Here is a 23,129-nt window from a genome sequence, read left to right on the forward strand (position 1 = left end):
GCGCCATCAACCGCTCTGACCAGCGCCTTTCGCTCAAACTCCATCTCACCCATCGGGTGACCCTCCCTCTTGGCCCCAAACCCTCATCAATGCTCAGTTTGCACCAATGCTGGGAGGTTCAACTGAGGAAAATAGGTTGAAACCCGTCAGGTAGCGCTGGACCCGCCGGCGGACGGCCGCATCGCAGACGTCGTAGCAGACCAGGAACAGGGTGCGCGTCGCATCACTCATGGCGCCACGATAGGCCGTGCTGGCGCCGCTGTCCGGTTCGGCAAGCTTGCGGGGCTGGCGCAGTCGGGCGGCATGCCCGGCGGCCCGTGCATGGTGTAGTAAAACTGTCGGAAATCTTTACACTCGCCCCCGCCAGGACCGGGGCATGGTTGGCAAGCGATTGTTTTCATGTGTCCATAAGGAGCAGGCACGCTATATGCTTGATTTTTCTCCGTCCGGCCACGGGTGCCCGGGGGTCGGCGACACTTGGGGGTGTCACGTGGTTCCCATCCCGCTGTTCGGGAACCGGTCGCGGTTGCGCATACGGAGGGCTGCACATGAACAAGACAAGAATCTTGCTGGCCGGGGTGGCACTTTCCATGGCGTCTCTCGCCGAAGCAGTGCCGCTCATCCACTCGGCGGTGACTACCGGCGGTGCGGCAGACGCCGCCTTCAATGCGGTGATCAACTCGTTCCGCAGCACTCTGGGGGGGGCGCTCAATGCTCCCGGAGCGTGCGCGCCGCCCTGCACCTCGGGCCGGCGGGAGATCAACTGGGATGCGGTGCCGGTGGGCTTCAGTTCGCCGAACGCGTTTCCGGGGGATTTCTTCAATGGCACGACCGGCGTGCAGCCGAACGGCCGGATTCGCGGCGCGACTTTCACCACGCCGGGAACCGGCTTCCGGGTGAGCGCCAGCGAGTTTTCCGACGAAGCGGCCTTCGGCCCGGGCGAGTTCGATGCGTTCAGTCAGGCGAGAATGTTCGCCAGCCTGGGCAGCAACATCACCGATGTCACCTTCTCCCTGCCGGGAAGCCCGGGCGTCGCGGCGACCGTACGCGGCATGGGCATCGTCTTCTCCGACGTCGATTACACGGGCAGCGCCTCGCTGGAATTCTTCGACGCCGGCGGCGGGTCGCTCGGGCTGTTCGACGTGGCGGGCGTCTTCCCGGCGGCGGACGGGCGCAACAGCCAGGGCTCGTTCTCCTTCCTGGGTGTCTCGTTCGACGCTGGCGAGCGGGTGGCACGCGTGCGCATCGTGTCGGGTTCGCACGGCATCGATGGCAACTATGTCGGCCTGGACGATGCGGTAGTGATGGATGATTTCATCTACGCCGAGCCGCAGGCGGTGCCCGAGCCTCTGACCAGCATTCTGCTCGGCGCCGGCCTGACCGGGCTGTTCGTCTCGCACCGGCGCCGAGCCCTCATGACGCGCTGACCCGGCGCAGCGCGATGGCGCGGCCATCCGCAGCGCCGGGCCGTCCCGTCCGCCGGCTGACCGGTTGTTCCGTCCGGAGACGAGTCGGGCAGGACCGGCAGCAGGCGCGCGCCTCCGCGATCCCGGCGTGAATCTCGCCACATCCGGGTCCTGATCGTGCGCAAGCCGGCGTTTCATTCGGCCGAGGCAGCCGTCGATCTACGCCATCGATGTCCCTCGATGGCGGCCATCCAGTCGTCGCGCGCGGGTTTCGACAACGCCGGCGGCCCGCTCGAACGACGATTCCTTGTCACCCGGACCCGAAGCAAATCGGATCATTCCCGGAACGGGAAGATCCGGGGCTCATTCCTTTTGAGATGGTACGTCGCGTGGGGGCGACGGCCACCCGCGCGACGCCATTCTCCAGCAAATCGAGACCAGGGGACTTGTCGGCTGGAAGAACGACAATGCTTGCCCTCGACACAGCCCTTCCGAGAACATGAGGTACCGGTTCAAGCCACTCGGCGACGGCCTGTACTCCCGAACCTTCGAACGGCAGGTGAACGAAGCCCGCCTCCGAGCGGTGATCCTCAACACCTTCACCTACCTCGGCATGCCGCAATCGGTCCGGGTAGGGCGGTGCGCCCGCCGGGCTTGCCTGGCACGCTGGCGGTTTTGTCGCTACTCGACGGGAATGATCAGCTTGTCCCAGCCCGATCCATCGTCATCGGGGCCGCCCTTGCCGGTCTGTCCGAGCCTGGCGAGACGCGCCTCGACTTCGGCAATCGATTCGGGGGTCACGCGCAGCGTCCGCCGTTCGGCGCCGTGGCGGCGTTCGGCCATTCCCGGTGGTGGTCCGGAATGGTTCTGACGGCGGTCTGTTCCTCGTTGCGCGCGCATTGCTCCCTCCTCGAAAATCGCCGAAAGCTGGTGGGGACGGCGACTTGTTGACACGGGCCAGCCGGAAAGCTCCTGCCCTGTTCCGGACCGCCAGCCCTGGTGGCGAGGGCGAGAAGACCCCTGTCCGGCTGGCATTATCGGTACAAAGCTCCTTTAATTCAAGCCGCTGTTTTCCCTGATCAGGCGCAGGCCGGCGGGCAGGGACTCACCAAACGCCCGCCGTTCGTCCGCCTTGTCGAGCGCGACCACGTTTCTCACCTGATTGCTCCAGGTGGCGCTGGCGTTGATCGCAGCCAGGCGGGCCAGCACCGATTGGCGCAAGTCGTCCGTCAGGTCGCGCGAACGGTCGCCGGTCAGGCGGGCAATCTGCGTTGCGGCGAAGGCAGCCGGCTCGAGTTTCTTCCAGTCGGTGGCCAGCAGGGCCTGCAACCAGCGGCCGGCAACCTCGGGAGGTACCACCTGGTGGACACTGCCGTAAAGCGCCTGACGTGCTCCCAGACGACCAAGTGCCCACCAGCCGAGGGGCTTTTCGGATGCCTTGCAGAGTCGTTCGAGCAGCCAGTCGCCGATCTCAGCCTTGCGCTCGATCGGCAGCCTTTCGAGCGATGCGACGAGGCGGAGCATGTCGTCATGGCTGCCGGCGATCGCCGCCGGCAGGCGCCCGCGCACTTTCGAAGGCTCGCTGCGCAGCCAGGGGGACAGCTCGAGTAGCAGTTGCTCCTGGGCAGAGGCCGGCAGGCCGCCGGCCGCCCGTCGCCATAGGGTCCACCATTCCGACCAGTTCTGGCTTTCGTTGACGTACTGGATGCCCTGCGGCAGCAGCTCACCAAGCTGTTCGATCCGCCATTCGTCAAGCGAGTCGCCAAGTCCCGGGCGCAGGCAGAAACCGGCGAGGTTGAGCCACAGACGCTCATGCTCCGGTGAGCGGCGCCGGCGCCTGGCGCGCTGCAGCAAGGCGTCGAAGAGCGCACGCAGCAAGGGCATTGCCCAGTCGTCGCGCTTGCCGAGCAGGTGTTCGAGATGAGCGCGCAGGCGTCGCACCTCCTTGCTGTCGGCCGGTTGCCCGCTGGCACCAAAAATGCGCTCGATGCATTGCACCGCATCGGCAAAGCGTGCCGGCAACTCGGGCGAAGCGGATTCCATGCTGCCACCTTCGCCACGCAACTGGAATTCGAGCAGCCAGCGCCGGCTCCTGTCGTCGCTCGCCACGCAGTGGATTGCGAGCGTGCCGACTTCGGTCATCGCTGTCGTCAACTGGACGCGCACCTCACGCTGGCTGCTTCCCGTCAGTCCCTGGACAACGGTGGCAATCGGCGGCAAACGAACGAATTCGTCTTCGTCGAGCGTCGCGATCTCACCCGGCTGGTAGTCAGTGTCGGCCACCGACGAGGCGAGGTGAAAGCGCACCGGTTGTCCGAGGCGCAAACTGAAGCTGCGTTCCGGCAGGGCGACTTCGTGACCTTCCTCGCTGCCCCGCGGCAGCAGGCAGATCCCGCGCCGCGGCTGACCCTGGTCTTCAAGCACCAGGAAATAGCTGCGCGCCGAGCCGCCGCCGATGCGTTGCCCGTGTCCCTGGCGGACCAGGGCATAGGCGACCGCCCCGCGGGCTACGGCGATGTCCGGATTGTCATTGTGCAGAACGCGCAGTGGCTTCCCGCGCCACTGTGCGAGGGTGGTCTGCAGGCGCTCGGCGAGCGCGTCGGCACGGAAAACGCCGCCATTCAGCAGCAGACTGTCGGGCAGTGGCATCGCCTGCGTCTCGTCCGGCTCGGACAGCGCCTGGCGGGCGGCCTGCGCATGTCGTCTGAGGAAGGCGGCAACATGCCGGGTGATTGCCGGGTCAGCCGGGTAGGGCAGGCCGAACTCGACAATGGCGGCGCGTCGCTGCTGCAAGGGTTCGTCGACCGTCACCTGCGGGAAGAATCCGTCCACCAGCACCTGCCGGGTCTCGTCGCGCCGCAGCTCGACCGTCCGCGCCCCGCCGATCAGGCGCGCGCCACCGCCGAGCAGCGTCAGCAGCAGCGCTTCCGGAGCGTCGTCGGCCAGCAGTTGCTCCTTGGCGGCACGACAGCGCGCCGTCAGTTGTGAAAAGCGCGCCGCCGACAGGCGGCCTTCGCCGGCCGGCAGGCGCGCCTCGACGAGATGCGCCAGCGCGAGATCCATGTTGTCGCCACCGAGCATCAGGTGATCACCGACGCCGATGCGGGTCAGTTGTGGCTGGCCATCGACGATTGCCACCTGGATCAGGGTCAGGTCGCTGGTGCCGCCGCCGACATCGCACACCAGCAGCAGCCGGGTTTCGGCGAGCTGCTCGGCGAGCTGTTCCTGATGGCGGAACAGCCAGTCGTAGAACGCCGCCTGTGGCTCCTCGAGCAGGCGCAGGCTGGGCAGTCCGGCCTGACGCGCCGCAGCCAGGGTGAGCGCACGTGCGCCTTCATCGAACGAAGCGGGAACGGTCAGGATCACCTGCTGCTGCTCGAGCGGCGCCTGCGGGAAACGGTGTTGCCAGGCGGCGCGCACGTGGGACAGGTAACTGGCGCTGGCGGCGACCGGCGAGACCTTGAGTACCTCATCGTCGGCACCCCAGGGCAGGATGTCCGCCATGCGGTCTACCGCGGCGTGCGACAGCCAGCTCTTGGCGCTCGCCACCAGTCGCCCGGGAACCTGTGCGCCGAGGTCGAGTGCCAGGCGGCCGGTGATTGCCGGCTGGCTGCCCGCGGCGGCGGTCCACGGCAACTGGAGTTCGCCAGGGTCCAGCTCGCCGCTGGCCGGGTGGTAACGCACCGAAGGCAGCAGCGCTCGTGTGGCAACCTGTCCGGGCGCCACCAGTTGCTCGATTTCGAAGAGTTCGACCTGTCGTTTGCCGGGCGCACTGTAGGCGACGACCGTATTGCTGGTTCCGAGGTCGATGCCGACGATGTACTGTTTCTTCATCTGCTGCCGAAGGTTCGAGAAGGATTGCTGCGTTATAGCACAGCGTCGCTCGGCTTGCTGCCCCGATCCGTTGCCAGTCTGCGCTGCAGGCTTTCCCGGCGCGGTAGAATCGCGCAATTGCCGGGCAAGCCCGGCAACCGGCAAGTGCGCCGCGCGGCGCGCCGGATCCCGTTGCATCCATTCCTGAAGAAACCCGGTTACCCAGATGCCGTATCTCATTCTCTCCGATGCTTCGCTCGCTTTCGGCCACGTGCCGCTGCTCGATCACGCCGATTTTCAGCTCGATGTCGGCGAAAGGGTGGCGCTGATCGGTCGCAACGGGACCGGCAAGTCTTCGCTGTTGAGTGCGCTCGCCGGTTATGGCGGGCTGGACGACGGCAAGGTCTGGTGGCAGCCGGGCTTGCGCATCGGTTACGTCCCGCAGGAGCCGCCCCTTGATCCCGAACTGACCGTTTTCCAGGCCGTGGTGGCCGGCATGGGCGAGGTTTCGGAACTGCTGGCCGAATACCACGCCGTCGCGCAGGCACTCGCTGACGCCGGAGCCGATCAGGCGGTTCTGTTGGAGCACATGCATGTGTTGCAGAGTGAACTCGAGGCGAGGCGGGCCTGGTCGTTCGAGGCGCAGGCCGAGCGCGTCATCCAGCGCTTCTCGCTCGACGCGGACCGTCTGGTGGGCACGCTTTCCGGAGGACAGAAGAAGCGTCTGGCGCTGGCTCAGGCGCTTGCCATCTCACCCGATCTGCTGCTGCTCGACGAGCCGACCAATCATCTCGACGTCGCGGCGATCGAATGGCTCGAGGAAATGCTTGTTTCTTCGGGGGTGACGCTGGTCTTCATCACGCACGACCGACGTTTTCTCGAACGGGTGGCGACGCGCATCGTCGAACTCGATCGCGGCAGCTTGCTTTCCTGCCCCGGCAGCTTCAGCGCGTATCAGGCGCGCAAGGAGGCGATGCTGCACGACGAGGCGCTGGCCAATGCCCGCTTCGACAAGTTCCTGGCGCAGGAGGAGGTGTGGATCAGGCAGGGGATCAAGGCAAGGCGGACGCGCAACGAAGGACGCGTGCTGCGCCTGGAGCGGCTGCGACGTGAGCGGGCAGCACGCCGTGACCGGCAGGGGAAGGTCGAGCTGGCACTCGATGCGGGTGATCGCAGCGGCAAGCTGGTGGCGCTGCTCGAGGGCGTGCATAAGGGCTTTGGCGAGAAGCGCGTGGTACGGGACTTTTCATGTCGTGTCCAGCGTGGTGACAAGATCGGCATCATCGGACCGAACGGGGCAGGCAAAACGACCCTCCTGCGCCTGATTCTCGGCGAGTTGGCACCGGAGCAGGGCAGGGTCGAACTCGGCACGAAGGTGCAGGTTGCCTACTTCGACCAGTTCCGCAGCCAGCTCGACGAGCAGGCAACGCTGATCGAAGTCATTTCGCCTGGCTCCGATTATGTCGACATCGGTGGTCAGAAGAAGCACGTGATCAGCTATCTCGGCGATTTCCTGTTTGCGCCGCAGCGGGCGCGTTCGCTGGTCAGCTCCTTGTCTGGTGGGGAGCGCAACCGTCTCCTGCTGGCTCGCCTGTTCGCTCGCCCGGCCAATGTCCTCGTGCTTGACGAGCCGACCAATGACCTGGATATCGAGACGCTCGAACTGCTCGAGGAATTACTGCAGGACTACAGCGGAACGCTGTTTCTGGTCAGCCACGACCGCGCTTTCCTGGACAACGTGGTCACCCAGACGATCGCCGCGGAAGGGGATGGCATCTGGCGCGAGTACGCCGGTGGTTATCAGGACTGGTGCGACTATCAGGTCGCCAGACGCGGGGGAGTGACGCCGGTGGCGAGTCCGCCGCGCGACAGGGAGCCGCGCCCGGGTGAAGCGTCACGCCCGGGAAAGGCGACGCCGCCGACGAAAACCGCCACCGCCGGCAAGCTGTCCTGGAAAGAGACGCAGGAACTGGCCGCCTTGCCCGGGCGTATCGCGGAGCTGGAGGCGGAACAGAGGGCAATCGCCGAGCGACTGGCCGATCCCGCGCTCTATCAGTCGCCGCTGCAGGAAGTGCAGCGGCTGACGGTACGGCTGAACGAGATCGACCAGCAACTCCTGGCCCTGCTCGAACGCTGGGAGGCGCTGGAAGCCTAAACAGCTACGCGCGTCTCGTCGCAGACTCGGCGACCACGTTTGCGCGCGAGGCCGAGGCCCAGGAGTCCCAGACTGAACAGTGCGAGGGCACCTGGCTCGGGCAGGGAAGCGCCGTTCTGGCAGGTCACGCATTGCAGGAGGACGTTGTCCACGATGACGCCGACGTTGTCGTTGCTGCTCGTTTCAAAGGCGACTTGGCTGGCGAAACCTGTACCACTGATGAATTGCAGGAAATGTTCGCCAAAGGGAGCGGAAGGAGGGAGTGTCAGTGTCACCGAAAACGCGCCAACGGACAGCGTGAACGTGTCGTTGGCGCCGCCGCGCTGGTTGCCGGAGATGTCCGCGCTCAACCTGTACGTCTCGCCGGCGAGGAAATTGAAGTTGGCATTGGAGGTGAGGCGCCCACCATTGCCGGTTGATCCGTCAAGATCGACACAGCCGCCGTTGCCACCCGCACAGCCGATGCCGAAGCCGCCCTGGCGAATGTAGTCGACGGTACCGCTGTCGACCGCCCAGTTGTTGAAGCTGCTGAAGTTGAGCACGCTGGCGTTGCTGTCCGAATTGAAGTCGTCCTGCAGCAACACTACCGAGGCCTGGACCGGTGCGGCGATCAAGCCAAGAACAAACATGCCGGCGGCGACTGATTTCTTGAAGTTGGTGATCATTGCTATTGCCCTTTCCTGGTTCATTTGATGCATTTGGTGCTCCAGGTGAAAGCAAATTGCGTGCTAGTCATGTTCATGGCTGATTTATCGGGATTTACACACCATTGCGTGGTCTGCAAGAGCGTCTGTTGTAAGTTTTTTCGACACCCGTTCGGTGGCCAGATGAAATGGGTGGGAGGCATGTCCGCGGTCATGTGATGTGTCCACCAAGCGGCAGGACGCCAGCCAGCCCTGCTTGCCACTGACTCGATTGGCGCGCAGCGATACCCGGCTGCCTTGGCCGGTGACGCGCGCGTATGGCGTCGTACCGCCAGCTTCGCCTTACCCTGCGCGATCGATTCGTTTCGGGCCGGGCGCTAGTGCTGGCGGTCGGTCGGCGGATGGTCGGTGATGCCCGTCGTCGGCCCGGTGAGCGTGCGCGACCGGAAGCTGGTCGCCGTTCCTGCACGCAACACGAGCAGAGCCGCCAGACCGGCCAGCAGACCCCAGAAGGCGGAGCCGATGCCGGCCAGCGACAGGCCGGAGGCGGTGACCAGGAAGGTCAGCAGGGCCGGCTCGCGTTCGGCCTCATCGTGCAGTGCACTGGCCAGCCCGCTGCCGATGGTGCCGAGCAGGGCGAAACCCGCGATGGCCAGGACGAGTTCCTTGGGAAAGGCCAGGAACAGAGCGCCGACCGTCGCGCCGAACAGTCCGATCAGCACATAGAAGCCACCGGCGGCGATCGCCGCCACATAGCGGCGCTCCGGATTCTCGTGTGCTTCGCGGCCCATGCAGATGGCCGCCGTGATCGCCGCAAGGTTTAGGGCGAAGCCGCCGAAGGGGGCGAGGAGCAGATTGGCGGCGCCGGTCCAACCAATCAGCGGCGAGATCGGCAGCTGGTAACCGGAGGCACGGATGACAGCGACGCCGGGGACATTCTGCGACGCCATGGTGACGATAAAGAGCGGCAGCGCGACGCCGATCACTGTCTGCCAGGAGAATTGTGGGGCGGTGAAGACTGGCGTTGCCAGTGCGAGCTGCAGCCCGTCGATCCGCAACGATCCGTGCCCGCCGGCAATGCCGGTCCCGAGCAGCAGAGTGAAGACGATGGCGTAGCGTGGAAGCAGCCGGCGGCACAGAAGATAAGCGCAGAACATCGGGAAGACCAGCACGAACTGGCTCTGCATGGCGCTGAAAGCGTCAAGGCCGAAACGCAGCAGGACGCCGGCGAGCATGCCGGAGGCGATCGAGATCGGGATCCGCCCGATCACCCGTTCGAACCAGCCAGTGAAGCCGCATAAGGTGATCAGCGCCGCCGAGACGAGAAAGGCGCCGGTCGCCTCGGACAGCGAAATGCCCGCCGCACTGGTGATCAGCATCGCCGCACCGGGGGTGGACCAGGCGGTGAGCACCGGCGCCCGGAAGCGGAAAGAGAGAGCGATGCTGGTCAGGCCCATGCCAAGGCCGAGGGCGAACATCCATGAGGCAGTTTCGCCAGCCGTCGCCTGCAGCGTCTGTGCCGCCTGAAAGACGATCACCGCCGAGCTGGTGAAGCCGACGAGGACGGCGACGAAACCGGCGATCAGGGCGGAAAGGGAGAAGTCCTCGCTCAGACGCATGACTGCTCCGCAGGATGCCGGCCCCCTCCGGCCGGGGCGGTATTGATGGTCATGGGCGGCCTGCCTTGCGCAGCGCCTCACGAATCTGCGGCAGGGCCGCCTGTGCCGCCTTTTCCCCTTCGAGGATCGAGTCGTGGCGCGCCTGGAAGTCGGTCGAGCCAACGTTGCCGACCTGGGGCCGGATCACCACCTCGGCTTCCTTGAGTTCATACCTGGCCAGGCTCTGGCCCATGATGGTGAAGGTCTGCATCAGAATGTCGAAGGTGCTGCGCACCGGCTGGTTGCCCGGACGAGCCGAGATATCCACCGCGATGACCACGTCGCTGCCCATCTGGCGTGCCGCACGTACCGGAATCAGGCTGGACAGGCCGCCGTCCACATATTCGTGGCCGCTGATCTTCACTGGCTGGAAGACCCCCGGGACGGTGGCCGATGCGCGTACGGCCATGCCGGTGTTGCCGGTACGGAAGACGATGCTCTCCCCGCTGTGCAGGTCGGTGGCTACTGCCCCGAACGGTTTCCTCAGGTTTTCCAGTGGACGTTGGCCAACCGCATCGTTGACGAACTGCTGCAGGGATTCGCCTTTGAGCACGCCACGTGCCGGCAGCGACCAGTCGCTGATCCTGCTTTCGTCGAGCCGGTGCGCCAGCTTCTGCAGCTCGAAACCATTGTGGCCGGCCGCATAGAGTGCGCCGACCACGGCGCCGGCGCTACTGCCGACGATGATGTCTGGAAAGATTCCTTGGCTTTCGAGCGCCTTGATCACCCCGACGTGGGCGAAGCCGCGCGCCGCACCGCCACCGAGTGCCAGGCCAAGCTTCACCGGTTTGACGGCGGACGCTGCCGGTGGTGGAGGCGAGGTGGCCGCGCAGCCAGCCAGGGCAAGGGCGGCGAGGGCAGCGAGAAGCAGTGGGTAAGGCATTGTGCCTCCTTTCCGGGACACGGTTGACCATTCGGGAAATCCTGTGTGCGGGCCAGCCCCGCCGCTTTCGGGCAGGGCTCCAGCTCGCTCGCGGTCGGGGAGTTGATTTCTGTCCGCGCGGCGATGCGCGACGTCAGAGCCGGGGTTCGCCGCCACTCGACGGCGCCGACCAAAAAGCGGGCGAAGATGCACAGCCTTACACAATACTATAGACTCGCCGCTGGCGTGAGTCATTGGCGGGAGATTCACGATTTTCTCACACGAGGCTAAACCAAGAAAATTGCTGGAGTGCTGTAATGAACGACAAAATGAACGCCGAAAGTGGACCATCGACAATGCCGGAGCCCGACCTTCTGGTTGGGCGGGAAGACCGGCGCACCGGGCTCGGTGTGGACGCGCTGAAGCGCGCCCTGTTTGACAAGTTGGTGTACGTACAGGCGCGTTTTCCGCAGGTGGCGACGCGCCATGACTGTTTCGTGGCGTTAGCGCAAGCCGTGCGCGACCGTCTGTTGCAGCGTTGGGTACAGACGGCGCGCACTTATCGTGACCAGGGAAGCCGTACCGTCTGCTACCTGTCGGCCGAGTTCCTGATCGGTCCGCAGCTCGGCAATAACCTGATCAATCTGGGGATCTTCGGCAACGCCCGACAGGCGATGCAGGAACTCGGGCTCGACCTCGACATGCTGCTCGAACAGGAGGAGGAGCCGGGACTGGGCAACGGTGGGCTCGGCCGCCTGGCTGCCTGTTACCTCGATTCGCTGGCCACGCTGGAGATCCCGGCCATCGGCTACGGCATCCGCTACGAGTTCGGAATTTTCACGCAGGCCATTCGCGATGGCTGGCAGGTCGAACTGACCGACAAGTGGCTGCGCTCGGGTAGCCCGTGGCTCATCCACCGGCCGAGCATTGCATTCGACATCAAGCTCGGTGGCCATACCGAACATCAGTACGAAGCCGTCGGCAATCGCCGCCTGCGCGTCCAGTGGGTGCCCGCGAAGGTGGTGCGGGGCACCGCCTGGGACATGCCGGTCCTCGGTTATGGTGTTAACACGCCGAACCGTCTGCGGCTGTGGAGCGCCGAAGCTCCCGAATCGTTTGATTTCGCCGCCTTCAACGCCGGCAACTACTTCCAGGCGGTCGATGCGCAGATCTGCTCGGAAACCATCACCAAGGTGCTGTATCCCAACGACGAAACCGAAGCCGGCCAGGAACTGCGGCTCGAGCAGCAATATTTCTTCGTTTCCTGCTCGCTGCAGGACATGATCCGTCTGCAATTGCAGCGCGAGAACAATCTCGATCATTTCGACGAGAAGTTCGTCGTGCAGCTCAACGATACCCATCCGTCGATCGCCGTCGCCGAGTTGATGCGCCTGCTGGTGGACGAATACGCGATGGAATGGGAACAGGCCTGGTCGATTACCCGCCGCACTTTCGCCTATACCAATCACACCCTGTTGCCCGAGGCGCTCGAGAAGTGGCGGCTGGAACTGTTCAGCCGTGTGTTGCCGCGCCACTACGAGATCATTTGCGAGATCAACGTCCGCTTCCTCGACGAAGTGAGGATTCGTTTTCCGTTTGATCATGCCCGGCTGAGAAGGATGTCCCTGATTGATGAGGACGGTGCGCGCTATGTGCGTATGGCTCATCTGGCCGTGGTCGGCAGCTTCGCGGTGAATGGGGTGGCCGCTCTGCACAGCGAACTGCTCAAGTCCGACGTGCTCAAGGACTTTCACGAGATGTGGCCGGAGAAGTTCAGCAACAAGACCAATGGCGTCACGCCGCGCCGTTTCGTTCTCCTCTCCAACCCGGCGATGTCGAACCTGATTGACGAGACTATCGGTGCCGGCTGGGTGACCGACATGGAGCGGCTGCGCGAGCTCGAGCCGCACGCCGACGACCCCGCGTTCCGCGCTGCCTGGCGGCGCATCAAGGCGGACAACAAGCTCAGGCTGGTCAACGAAATCCGGCGCTGTGCGCATGTGGACCTCGATCCGCAGACCATGTTCGACATCCAGGTCAAGCGCATCCATGAGTACAAGCGGCAGCATCTCAACCTGCTGCATGTGGTTTCCCTGTACAAGCGACTGAAGGACGATCCGACGCTCGAGGTGGCGCCGCGCACGGTCATTTTTGGTGGCAAGGCAGCACCCGGTTACATGATGGCCAAGCTGATGATCCGTCTGATCAACGCGGTGGCCGATCTGATTGGACGCGACCCGGCGATGCGCGGCAAGTTGCAGGTGGTCTTCTACCCGAACTACAATGTCAAGAACGCGCAAGCGATCTTCCCGGGTGCCGATCTGTCGGAACAGATCTCGCTGGCCGGCAAGGAGGCGTCGGGGACGGGCAACATGAAGTTCCAGATGAATGGCGCGCTGACCATCGGTACGCTCGACGGGGCGAATGTCGAGATCCGCGAGCAGGTCGGCGACGAGAACTTCTTCCTGTTCGGGATGGACGTTCCCGAAGTCAAGGAACTCAAGAGCAGGGGCTATCAGCCGCGCGCTTACTACGACGCCAACCCGCACCTGCGCGAAGTGATCGACCTGATCGCCAGCGGGTTTTTCACCCGTGGCGACCGCGAGATCTTCAAGCCGCTGGTCGAGCATCTGCTCGATCACGACGACTACATGCTGCTCGCCGATTTCCAGTCCTACGTCGATTGCCAGGAAAAGGTGTCCACCGCCTATCTCGACCCTGAACGCTGGTCGCGGATGTCGATCCTCAACGTCGCCCGGTCCGGTTTTTTCTCCTCCGATCGCGCCATCCGCGAGTACTGTGACGACATCTGGAAGGTGAAGCCGGTGCGGATCGAACTGAGCGATCTGTCGGGTGACGATCTGCTGTTCAAGCGTGCCGCGACGGGAGCCGACTGAAGTCGGGTTCGGGCGCTCCTCCACAGCGACCAGGGTAAGGACAGGCCGGGTTCTGGCCGGCACGTCGGTTACGGATGCAGCCCGGCCTGGTGCCGGCAGCTTCATGGCTGCCGGCAGCCGGCGCCGCTACCAGCGGCGAATCTTGATGATGTGCGCCATCTTGGTGTCGGGAGCCAGCTCGACGTAGGCGGTTGGGCCGCTCCAGCGGTAACGTTCGTCGGAGAGCAGGTCGTGCGCCTGATACTGTTCACTCTCGTCGATACCGAAAGTGGCGAGCGGGATGTGCAGTAACGATCCGTGCTTGTGGAAGGGGTCGAGGTTGACCACGCAGACGATGATGTCCGACTTGTCCTCGGTCAGCTTGGCGTAGGCGAGGATGTTCGGATTTTCGGTCCCGAGGAAGACGACATTGTTGTAGCTCTGCAGGGCGGGGGAGGCGCGGCGGATCCGGTTGATTCGCGTGATGATCTCGACGATGTTGCCCGGCGCTTTCCAGTCGCGAACCTTGATCTCGTATTTCTCCGAGTCGAGGTACTCCTCCTTGCCCGGAATCGCCTCGTTTTCGCACAGCTCGTAGCCGCTGTAGATACCATAGACGCTGGACAGGGTGGCCGCCAGTACGGCGCGCATGATGAAGGCCGGTCGGCCACCGAACTGCAGGATCGGTGGCAGGATGTCCGGGGTGTTGGCGAAGAAGTTGCCGGTGAAGTACTCCTTCATCTCGCCACAGGTCAGTTCGCTGACGTATTCCGTCAGGTCATGCTTGTGGTTGCGCCAAGTGAAATAGGTGTAGGACTGGGCGAAGCCAACCTTTGCCAAAAGGCGCATCATCTTTGGCTTGGTGAAGGCCTCGGCGAGAAAGATGACTTCCGGGTGTTGCCGGTGCACTTCCCCGATCACCCATTCCCAGAAGGGCACCGGCTTGGTATGCGGGTTGTCGACGCGGAAGGTGGTAACGCCCTTGCCCACCCAGAACACGAAGATCTTCAGCATTTCCTGCCACAAGCCGGCACGGTCGTCGGTCGCGAAGTTGAGCGGATAGACGTCCTGATATTTCTTCGGGGGATTCTCGGCGTACTTGATCGACCCGTCCGGGCGGTGGAAGAACCAGTCGGGGTGCTCGGCGACGTAGGGGTGGTCGGGTGAGCAGTTCATCACGTAGTCGAGCGCAATCTCGATCCCGAGTTTACGACAGGTCGCGACGAATCGGTCCCAGTCGTCCCAAGTGCCGAGTTGGGGTTCGAGTGCCATGTGGCCGCCGTGTTCGTTGCCGATCGCCCAGGGGCTGCCAACGTCGCCGGGCACGGTTACCAGGCTGTTGTTCTTGCCTTTGCGGAAGCTGTGACCGATCGGATGGACCGGCGGCAGATAGACGACGTCGAAGCCCATCGCCTTGATCTCCGGCAGACGGCGGATCGAGTCCTGCAGCGTGCCATGTCGGTAGGGCATGCTGCCCTGTGAGCGGGGAAAGAATTCGTACCACGCGGCAAAGCGGGTGACCGGCCGATTGACCATGATCGTCAGTGGCGGCGACAGTTGGTGGCCTTCGCTGCGATCGGGGTAGCTGGCCATCAGACCGCGCATGACGGTGCCAATCCCGAGATCAACCGCACCCTGCTGCTCGCCGGCTGCCATCGCACTTTCGATCGCGGCGATGAGACCAAGCATCCGGTTGCGGTCTTCTCCCTGCGCTGCGACGGCTGATTTTCTGAGGATCACCAGACCTTCGAGCAACTCACTGCCGAGGTTTGCGCCCGGTACGTTCTTCTTGCTGATCTCGTCCACCCATGACAGGTAGCGTTCGGCGTAGGCTTCGATGGCGTACTCCCAGTGCCCGATCGAGTTGACGAAGAACTCGCCGTACCAGCGGTCGTTGTCACCCTGCACCATCGGGCTTTCCTGCCACTGCGGGTCGCCTGCCGGGCGCACCTTGAGCACGGCCGCCAGCTTGTCATGCCCTTCCTTGTAAATATCTGCGCTGACGGCGACTTTCTCGCCGACAACCCGCTTGATGGGGAAACGCCCGCCGTCTATCTGCGGCTCGACCGCTTCGATGATCACGCGGGGGTAGTTCTTGGGAACCATCATGCTGCTCCTAAACTGTACCGGCTCGACCGGAAGAAGAGAATTCAAGAAAGAACGGGATGTTGCCACCGGTCCATCGCTGCCGGTGTCTGATTGTGACTGGCGCGAGAGGGGATCACTTCACCAGAGAATCGTAAAGTTTCTTGGTTTGCTGAGCGATGCTCGACCAACTGAAGACATCACGGGCACGCTTCTGACCCGCCGCGGCCATCGACTCGGCAAGCTCCGGATTGTCGAGGACCTTGTTGATCGCGTTCGCCAGGTCGCGCGAGAAAGCGTCCGGGTTGACCGGTTCGAAGGGCGCCACATGCAACTGTTCGAGCGGCACCAGAAAGCCGGTCACACCATCGACCACCACCTCCTTGATGCCGCCGACGGCACTGGCCACGACTGCCGTGCGGCAGGCCATCGCTTCAAGGTTGATGATGCCGAAGGGTTCGTAGATCGACGGGCAGCAGAACACGGTGGCGTGCGAGTAAAGCTCGATGGCCTCCTCCTTGGTGACCATCTCCTGGATCCAGATCACATTGTTGAAGCCCTCGTGCCGCACGTGTTTGATTGCCGCCTCCATCTCGGCCAGGACTTCCCTGGTATCGGGTGCGCCAGCGCAGAGCACGACCTGTGCGTCGCGGTTGATGTAATGGATGGCGTTGACCAGATGCACGATGCCCTTCTGGCGGGTGATTCGGCCGACGAAAAGGACGATCGGCTTGCCGGGATCGACACCATACTTTTCGAGCGCCGTGGTTTCCTCGGTCGGGTGGTACTGGTCGACGTTGATCCCGTTGTAGATGACCGTGATCTTCGCCGGGTCGATATCGAAATGCTCCAGGATATCGGCCTTGGTTCCCTCCGATACGGCGATCACCGCATCGGCCATGCCCAGCGAAGTACGTTCGATCCACGACGACATGTCGTAGCCGCAACCGAGCTGCTCGCGTTTCCACGGCCGCAGCGGCTCGAGTGAATGTACTGTATGCACCAGCGGGATACCGTAGAGGATTTTCGCCAGGATGCCACCGAGATGGGCATACCAGGTGTGCACGTGCACCAGGTCGGCATCTACCTGCTCGCTGAGCGTTTCGAGGTTGGTTTCGAAGGTGTCCAGGGCGCCGCTCAGCTTCTTGTCGACGTGAGCGAAACTGCCTTTGCCGAAGGGGAAACCCCTGACCCGCACACCGTCGGTCACAGTGTCCTGGTCACCAAAGGAACGGACTTCGACATGCATCAGTTTGGCCAGCTCGCCAGACAGATACTCGACGTGAACACCGGCCCCGCCGTAGACGTACGGAGGATATTCTCGCGTCAATAGCAGTACTTTCATCGCGGCACTTTCTATGCTGTGGTTGTGGGTTGGGCGCGCCCGGGGCGCGTTGTCCGAAAGCCTTGCCATTGTATCGGGAAAGGGGTTTGCCGGCCAAGTCGGCGGCTCCGCGAGCCGTATGGATGTTGCGGGGCAGCATGGGATTCGCCACCGCCGGCCGGGTTCCGCAAGGTTCGGCGAATCGTTCCCGGCGGGCCACGCAGGCAATCACTGCGGGTAGAATAGGGCCGATGAACCTGTTGGCCATCGAAACCTCGACCGAGCTCGGCTCCATCGCCATCTGGCGTGACGGCGAGCTGTTGCGGCGCGACTGTCCGTCAGGGCTGGCGCATTCGGAGACGCTGCTGCCGTTGATCCGGGCCAGCTTGCCGGCCGCCGGACTGGACTTCACCGACCTGCACGGGATTGCGTTTGCCGCCGGCCCGGGGTCGTTTACCGGCTTGCGCGTTGCGTGTGGCGTGGCGCAGGGGTTGGCTTTTGCGCTTGATCTGCCGGTCGTCGCGGTCGGCACGCTCGATGCCATGGCTCTGGCCACCGGCGCCGAGCGGGTGATCGTCCTGCTGGATGCGCGTATGGGGGAGGTCTATCACGGCTCGTTCGCAGCGGCTGGGGCGATGGCTCCGGCAGCGGTCTGTCACCCGTCAGAGCTGCCGATCCCCGATTCTGCAGGCTGGCTGGCTTGTGGCAACGGGCTGGCTGCCTATCCGTTGCTGCGCCAGCGCTTGTCCGCCTGCGTCAGCGCCTGGCAGCCCGATCGCATGCCCGATGCCGGTGCCGTGGCCTGCCTCGCGGCGCCACGCCTGGCACGCGGCGAGGGTGTCGAGGCAGCGGCCGTCGCCCCACTGTACGTCCGGAACAAGGTGGCGTTTACGGTTGCCGAGCGCCTGGCAACGGGGGGCAGGGCATGAGCGCCGTGCTCGCACCGCGGGTCGAGATGGTTCCGCTGGGTCATGGCGACATCGACGAGATGATCGAGATCGAGAACCGCGTTTACCCGTTTCCCTGGACGCACGGAAATTTCGCCGATTCGATCTCCTCCGGTTACAGTGCCTGCGGTTGCCGCATCGCCGGTGAACTGGTGGGCTACTTCGTGCTGATGGTGGTGCTCGACGAAGCACACCTGCTCAATATCAGCGTTGCCGAGAAACGACAGGGCATGGGTTTCGGTGCCCGCCTGCTCGGCCACGCCATGACGACTGCCCGGCAGGCCGGAGCGGGCAGTCTGTTGCTCGAGGTGCGCCCTTCGAACAGCAAGGCACTGCAACTCTATCGCCATTTCGGCTTTCAGCAGATTGGTGTGCGCCGGGATTATTACCCGGCAGCGCAGGGAGCGGAGGATGCGCTGGTGATGCGGCGTCTGCTGACCAGGGTTTTGGTGTGACTGGCGGCGAACCGCCCCGTCGGTCGCTGACGCGAGTCGAGACCCTGAGCGAGATCGGCCTGTCACCACAGTGGCGGCTGCGCTGGCAGCGGTCGGTGTGCCGTGTGCCGACGGATGCGACGACGAGTCCGATGACCGTTCCTGTGGCCGCCGCGACACCGGAGGCACGCACAGATCCGGCGGGTTCCCGGGCATTCGCCGGTGCCGTTCCCGAGCGGTTGCAAGGGATCGCCAGCATGGCCTGGCCGGAACTCCGGCAGAGCGTCGCCACTTGTCGCACCTGTTGCTTGTGCGAGGAGAGGCGGCAGGCGGTACTCGGCGTCGGCGATGTCAACGCTGACTGGTTGTTCATTGGCGAAGGGCCAGGTGCCGAGGAAGACGCGCGCGGCGAGCCTTTCGTCGGCGTAGCAGGGAAGCTGCTCGACGCGATGCTGGCCGCGATTGATCTGCAGCGCGGACACGATGTTTACATCGCCAATGCGGTGAAGTGCCGTCCACCAGCCAACCGGACGCCCGAGCCCGCCGAGATTGCTGCCTGCCTGCCCTATCTCCGACGGCAGATCGCGCTGATCCAGCCCCGCCTGATCGTCCTGCTCGGCCGTGCCGCTGCCCATGCCGTGCTCGGCGATGTTGGTTCGCTGGCCAGCCTGCGCGGCCGCTCTCTCGAGTACACTGGGCCGGAACTCGATGGCCGGACGATACCCGTGGTTGTCACCTACCATCCGGCCTATCTGTTGCGCACCCTGCCCGACAAGGCAAAGGCGTGGGAAGACCTGTGCCGGGCGCGAGCGCTGATGCGCAGCGCCAAGGCAGCCGCTGGCGGGCCGCCGTCGCCACAGGCTGACGAGCGCGCAGGTCGTTGAACATTCGGCGGTCGTCCCCATCTGCCGTCATGCGGTCAAACCCGAATCGAGGAGATACTCATGCGCCTGCCAATCCCGGCCTTCATCCTGCTTTTCGTCAGCCTGCTTTCGGGCTGTGGCTACAATACCTTTCAGACCGCTGACGAAGCGATCAAGTCGGCCTGGTCCGAGGTGCTCAACCAGTATCAACGGCGCGCTGACCTGGTGCCGAATCTGGTGGCCACCGTGCAGGGCTATGCGAGCCACGAGAAGGACGTTCTGACCCAGGTCACCCAGGCGCGGGCGCAGGTTGGCGCGATTCAGGCGACGCCGGAGCTGGTGAACAATCCGGAAGCCTTCGCCCGCTTCCAGCAGGCGCAGAGTGGTCTTTCGAGTGCCTTGTCACGATTGCTGGTGATTGCCGAAAACTATCCGCAACTCAAGGCCGACGCCGCTTTTCGCGACCTGCAGGCACAACTCGAAGGCACCGAGAACCGGATCACCGTGGCGCGCAATCGTTACATCAAGGCGGTCGAGAGCTACAACATCTCGGTGCGCACCTTTCCGAACAACCTGACCGCAATGATCTTCGGCTACGCGGTCAAGCCAAACTTCAGTGTCGAAAACGAGAAAGCGATCTCGAGCGCGCCGCAGGTGAACTTCAGCCAGTCGGCGGCGAGGACTCCACCGCCGGTACCGCCCACGCCGAGCGACAAGCCGTCACCAGCGACCAGTTACTGATCGATGTCCCGCGCCCTGCGCCGGCTTGCCGCCTGGCTGTTCAGCCTGCTGTTGCTGGTCGGCGCCGGGTGTTCGTCCGCTGCCGAACAGCAGGTCATTCCCCCTTTGCGGGCACGGGTGACCGACCTGACCGGGACGCTGGACGTGGAGCAGAAGGGGCTTCTGGAGGCGAAACTGGCCGCTGTCGAGCGTGCCAAGGGAGCACAGATCGTACTCCTGGTTGTGCCAACGGTACAACCGGAAAGCGTCGAACAGTACGCGTTACGCGTCGTCGAGGTCTGGAAACCCGGCCGTCGGGGTGTAGACGATGGGGCGCTGCTGCTGGTGGCCAAGGACGACCGGAGAATGCGCATCGAAGTGGGCTACGGGCTCGAGGGCGTGCTCAATGACGCAACCGCGAAACGGATCATCAGCGAGCTCATCGCTCCACGTTTCAAACAGGGTGATTTCTACGGTGGCATCGATGCCGGCATCGATGCCATGATCAAGGTGGTCTCCGGGGAGGCATTGCCGGTACCGGGTGGTCAGGGGAGTCGGCCGGTCGATACCGATGCTGATCGCTTCGAGACCGGATTGCTCGCCGCTTTCGTCCTGGTGTTCCTGGTGGGCGGCGTGCTGCGGGCAATCTTCGGCCGGTTTCTGGCGGCCGGCATGGTTGGTGTGGCCGCCAGCGTGATCGCCTCGCTGTTGATCTCCTCGCTCCTGGTCGCCGTCATCCTCGGGATCGTTGCCGGCGTTGTTTCCCTCCTGCTTGGCATGCGCGGCGGCGTCGGCTGGTCGTCGGGCGGTGTCAGTTGGGGCGCTGCCGGGCGATGGCATGGAAGCTCGTCAGGTGGCGGTGTGGGTGGCTTCCGTGGCGGCGGCGGGGATTTCGGTGGTGGCGGGGCTTCGGGAGCTTGGTGATGGATTTGAAGAGACTGTTTCGCCATCTGCTGCTGCCGCACTGGTGGGTACTCCGCGTCTTTCCGCCTGCCTTGCTGGGGCGGCTTGAAGAGGCCGTCGTGATATCGGAGCGGGCGCACCGTGGCGAGTTGCGTGTGGTTGCCGAGGCCAACCTGCCCTTGCCCGCCCTCTGGCAAGGGCTGTCAGCGCGCGCACGGGCAATCGAATTGTTTGCGCAGTTGCGGGTATGGGACACCGAGGAAAACAGCGGCGTACTGATCTACCTGCAGTTGATCGATCGGCGGGTCGAGATCGTTGCCGATCGCGGGATCGATGCCAGGGTGAGTCAGGATTTCTGGGCCGGCGTCTGCCGCCGGATGGAAGCGGATTTCCGGGCCGGGAACTTCGAGGGTGGGACGGCGGTGGCTCTGCAGACGATCACGCGGGCACTGCAGGAACACTTTCCGGCGCTCGCCAAGAACCCGAACGAGTTGCCGGATGCGCCGCTGCTGCTCTAGCTCTCGGCATAACGCACCCGCTGGCGTGGCTTGCTCGGCTGCGTCAGGTGATCGAGTGGCAGGGCATGGGTCTGTTTCACCGTGTGCAGGGCAATGCTGGTCTTGACGCGAGCCACACCGGGCAAGCGTGGCAGCCGCTTCATGGTCAGTTCGGAAAAAGCCGCCAGATCGGGAACAACCATGCGCAGCATGTAATCGGCGTCGCCGCTGACCGAGAAGCAGTCCATCACTTCCGGCATCGACGCCACGGCTCCTTCGAAAGCTTCGGTCGCAGTGTCGTCATGTCGCTCGAGGATCACCTGGGCGAACGCGGTGACGCCAAGTCCCAGTGCAGCCGGGGCGAGGAGAGCGACGTAGCCAGCGATGACCCCATCTTCCTCGAGACGCTGGATCCGCCGGCTGATCTGCGAGGCCGAAAGGCGGATCTGTTCGCCGAGCGTCGCATTGGTGGCGTTCCCCTTGCGTTGTAGGGCGTCGAGTAATGCAAGGTCATAGCGGTCGATGGTTATTTTTGACATGTTTTCCTGTCTGCGTGCATGTAATGTGCGCAGTATAGGGAAAATGTGCACCATGGCAAACAGTTCGTCGATTGTTCGCGCGTGCCGCCGTTCTTGCCTGGCGAGCTTCAGTCTGCGCTGTCGTCGAGATGGATGACGTCATCCCGGGTTTTCTGGTTCGCTTCATGGCGTTGCTTGACCAGCCACATGGCCCCGCTGACGAACAGACCAAACAGCGTGATCACCAGATAGATCGACAGCTCGGCACGAATCATGATGAAGTAGAGACCGGTCATTGCCAGGATCGACAGATTTTCGTTGAAGTTCTGCACGGCAATCGAGTGACCGGCTCCCATCAGGATATGGCCCCGGTGTTGCAGCAGGGCATTCATCGGCACCACGAAGAAGCCGGAGAGGGTGCCGATCAGGACCAGCAGCGGAACCGCCAGCCAGGTGTGCTGGACGAAATTCATGATCAGCACGATGATCCCCATGGCGATACCGAGCGGGATGACGCGCACAGACTTGCGCATGGTGATCATCTTGGCGGCGCCGACGGCGCCGAGTGCCACGCCGACGGCTACCACCCCCTGCAGCATGCTCGACTTCGAGAGGTCGAGCTGCAGCGCGGTTTCGGCCCATTTGATCACAATGAACTGGAGGGTCGCACCGGCGCCCCAGAACAGCGTGGTCACGGCCAGCGACACTTGGCCGAGGCGGTCACGCCAGAGGAGGATCAGGCAGTGGGTGAACTCGCGCAGCAGATACCAGGGGTTCTTGTGCAGCGCCCGGTGATCGACACCCGTGTCGGGAACATGAAGGTTGAACAGCGCAGCGAGCAGATAGAAGGCGGCGACGAAACAGAGTGCCATTTCGCTGACCGTATCGACGCCGGTGTCGATCAGCGGAAAATCCCATCCGAGCAGGCTGTGCGCCAGCTCGGGCTGGATCAGCATTCCGCCGATGACGACGCCGAGAATGATCGCTCCGACCGTCAGGCCCTCGATCCAGCCATTGGCAACCACCAGCAGGCGGTGTGGCAGATACTCGGTCAGGATGCCGTATTTGGCCGGCGAGTAGGCCGCTGCGCCAAGGCCGACGACAGCGTAGGCCAGCAGGGGGTGAACGTCCCAGTACATCAGCGCGCAACCGAGAATCTTGATACCGTTGCTGATGAACATCACCCGCCATTTGGCCATCGAGTCGGCGAAGGCGCCGACGAAGGCGGCAAGCACGACGTAGGAGACGGTGAAGAAGGTTTTCAGCAGCGGTTCGTAGGCGGCGGGCGCGTGCATTTCACGCAATGCCGCGATGGCGACGATGAGCAGCGCGTTATCAGCCAGCGCGGAAAAAAATTGCGCCGCCATGATGATGTAAAAGCCGAAGGGCATCAGATATTATTAATGGAGCCGTTCTACGAGTGT

Annotated in this window: 18 protein-coding genes and 1 pseudogene; 10 read left to right on the plus strand and 9 right to left on the minus strand. The window is 63.8% G+C overall.

What is annotated here, in order from left to right; genetic code table 11:
• The first annotated feature begins 548 nt into the window (after window positions 1–548).
• Window positions 549–1,427 (plus strand): PEP-CTERM sorting domain-containing protein, encoded by an 879-nt coding sequence (locus JNK99_RS16490; protein ID WP_291855217.1) that lies wholly within the window; start codon window positions 549–551, stop codon window positions 1,425–1,427.
• A gap of 493 nt (window positions 1,428–1,920) precedes the next feature.
• A pseudogene (locus tag JNK99_RS16495) lies at window positions 1,921–2,040 on the plus strand (IS5/IS1182 family transposase); the annotation flags it as partial.
• Between the two features lie 47 nt (window positions 2,041–2,087).
• Here the strand turns inward: JNK99_RS16495 and JNK99_RS16500 are convergent.
• Window positions 2,088–2,306 (minus strand): hypothetical protein, encoded by a 219-nt coding sequence (locus tag JNK99_RS16500; RefSeq protein WP_291855326.1) that lies wholly within the window; start codon window positions 2,304–2,306, stop codon window positions 2,088–2,090.
• A gap of 153 nt (window positions 2,307–2,459) precedes the next feature.
• Window positions 2,460–5,240: an Hsp70 family protein gene (locus JNK99_RS16505; RefSeq protein ID WP_291855220.1), complete on the minus strand. Its 2,781-nt coding sequence runs from the start codon at window positions 5,238–5,240 to the stop codon at window positions 2,460–2,462.
• A 205-nt stretch (window positions 5,241–5,445) separates the two neighbouring features.
• On the opposite strand from JNK99_RS16505, the gene JNK99_RS16510 reads away from it, so the two are divergent.
• Window positions 5,446–7,374, plus strand: coding sequence for an ATP-binding cassette domain-containing protein (locus tag JNK99_RS16510; protein ID WP_291855223.1), 1,929 nt, complete (start codon window positions 5,446–5,448; stop codon window positions 7,372–7,374).
• On the opposite strand, the gene JNK99_RS16515 is transcribed toward JNK99_RS16510, so the two are convergent.
• The 3 genes from JNK99_RS16515 to JNK99_RS16525 form a co-directional block, all read right to left on the minus strand.
• Window positions 7,371–8,072 (minus strand): PEP-CTERM sorting domain-containing protein, encoded by a 702-nt coding sequence (locus JNK99_RS16515; RefSeq protein WP_291855226.1) that lies wholly within the window; start codon window positions 8,070–8,072, stop codon window positions 7,371–7,373. The genes JNK99_RS16510 and JNK99_RS16515 overlap by 4 nt on opposite strands.
• 323 nt (window positions 8,073–8,395) lie before the next feature.
• Window positions 8,396–9,637, minus strand: a complete 1,242-nt coding sequence (locus JNK99_RS16520; RefSeq protein WP_291855229.1) for a benzoate/H(+) symporter BenE family transporter — start codon at window positions 9,635–9,637, stop codon at window positions 8,396–8,398.
• A 49-nt stretch (window positions 9,638–9,686) separates the two neighbouring features.
• Window positions 9,687–10,559 carry a patatin-like phospholipase family protein gene (locus tag JNK99_RS16525; RefSeq protein ID WP_291855232.1) on the minus strand — a complete coding sequence of 291 codons (873 nt, stop codon included), beginning with the start codon at window positions 10,557–10,559 and terminating at the stop codon, window positions 9,687–9,689.
• Between the two features lie 335 nt (window positions 10,560–10,894).
• On the opposite strand from JNK99_RS16525, the gene JNK99_RS16530 reads away from it, so the two are divergent.
• The gene (locus JNK99_RS16530) at window positions 10,895–13,435 is read left to right on the plus strand and encodes a glycogen/starch/alpha-glucan phosphorylase (protein WP_291855317.1); all 2,541 of its coding nucleotides are present in this window, start codon (window positions 10,895–10,897) and stop codon (window positions 13,433–13,435) included.
• 126 nt (window positions 13,436–13,561) lie between these two features.
• Here JNK99_RS16530 and JNK99_RS16535 read toward each other — a convergent pair whose 3' ends face one another.
• A complete protein-coding gene (locus tag JNK99_RS16535) occupies window positions 13,562–15,523 on the minus strand; it encodes an alpha-1,4-glucan--maltose-1-phosphate maltosyltransferase (protein ID WP_366518776.1) in 1,962 nt (653 codons plus the stop codon).
• A 112-nt stretch (window positions 15,524–15,635) separates the two neighbouring features.
• Entirely contained in the window at window positions 15,636–16,844 is a 1,209-nt protein-coding gene (glgA, locus tag JNK99_RS16540) for a glycogen synthase (RefSeq protein ID WP_291855234.1), read from the minus strand.
• Window positions 16,845–17,074: 230 nt separating this feature from the next.
• Here glgA and tsaB point away from each other — a divergent pair, with 230 nt between their 5' ends.
• The 6 genes from tsaB (at window position 17,075) to JNK99_RS16570 (ending at window position 21,208) form a co-directional block, all read left to right on the plus strand.
• On the plus strand, window positions 17,075–17,752 hold the full coding sequence (gene tsaB / locus JNK99_RS16545; RefSeq protein ID WP_291855237.1) for a tRNA (adenosine(37)-N6)-threonylcarbamoyltransferase complex dimerization subunit type 1 TsaB: 678 nt from the start codon (window positions 17,075–17,077) through the stop codon (window positions 17,750–17,752).
• On the plus strand, window positions 17,749–18,225 hold the full coding sequence (gene rimI / locus JNK99_RS16550) for a ribosomal protein S18-alanine N-acetyltransferase (RefSeq protein ID WP_291855240.1): 477 nt from the start codon (window positions 17,749–17,751) through the stop codon (window positions 18,223–18,225). The genes tsaB and rimI overlap by 4 nt, the downstream gene beginning before the upstream one ends.
• A 131-nt stretch (window positions 18,226–18,356) precedes the next feature.
• On the plus strand, window positions 18,357–19,088 hold the full coding sequence (locus JNK99_RS16555; RefSeq protein ID WP_366518777.1) for a uracil-DNA glycosylase: 732 nt from the start codon (window positions 18,357–18,359) through the stop codon (window positions 19,086–19,088).
• A 60-nt stretch (window positions 19,089–19,148) separates the two neighbouring features.
• A complete protein-coding gene (locus JNK99_RS16560) occupies window positions 19,149–19,808 on the plus strand; it encodes a LemA family protein (protein WP_291855245.1) in 660 nt (219 codons plus the stop codon).
• A gap of 3 nt (window positions 19,809–19,811) precedes the next feature.
• Complete coding sequence (locus JNK99_RS16565) at window positions 19,812–20,711, plus strand: YgcG family protein (protein WP_291855248.1); 900 nt, start codon at window positions 19,812–19,814, stop codon at window positions 20,709–20,711.
• Window positions 20,711–21,208: a TPM domain-containing protein gene (locus JNK99_RS16570; RefSeq protein ID WP_291855251.1), complete on the plus strand. Its 498-nt coding sequence runs from the start codon at window positions 20,711–20,713 to the stop codon at window positions 21,206–21,208. Before JNK99_RS16565 ends, JNK99_RS16570 begins: the two co-directional genes overlap by 1 nt.
• Here JNK99_RS16570 and JNK99_RS16575 read toward each other — a convergent pair.
• Both JNK99_RS16575 and lplT read right to left on the minus strand, forming a co-directional pair.
• Window positions 21,205–21,726 (minus strand): Lrp/AsnC family transcriptional regulator, encoded by a 522-nt coding sequence (locus JNK99_RS16575; RefSeq protein WP_291855254.1) that lies wholly within the window; start codon window positions 21,724–21,726, stop codon window positions 21,205–21,207. The genes JNK99_RS16570 and JNK99_RS16575 overlap by 4 nt on opposite strands.
• Before the next feature lie 107 nt (window positions 21,727–21,833).
• Window positions 21,834–23,096 (minus strand): lysophospholipid transporter LplT, encoded by a 1,263-nt coding sequence (gene lplT / locus JNK99_RS16580; RefSeq protein ID WP_291855257.1) that lies wholly within the window; start codon window positions 23,094–23,096, stop codon window positions 21,834–21,836.
• Window positions 23,097–23,129: the final 33 nt, after the last annotated feature.

Origin of the sequence: Accumulibacter sp. (assembly GCF_016789985.1) — a bacterium.
Taxonomy (GTDB): Bacteria; Pseudomonadota; Gammaproteobacteria; order Burkholderiales; family Rhodocyclaceae; genus Accumulibacter.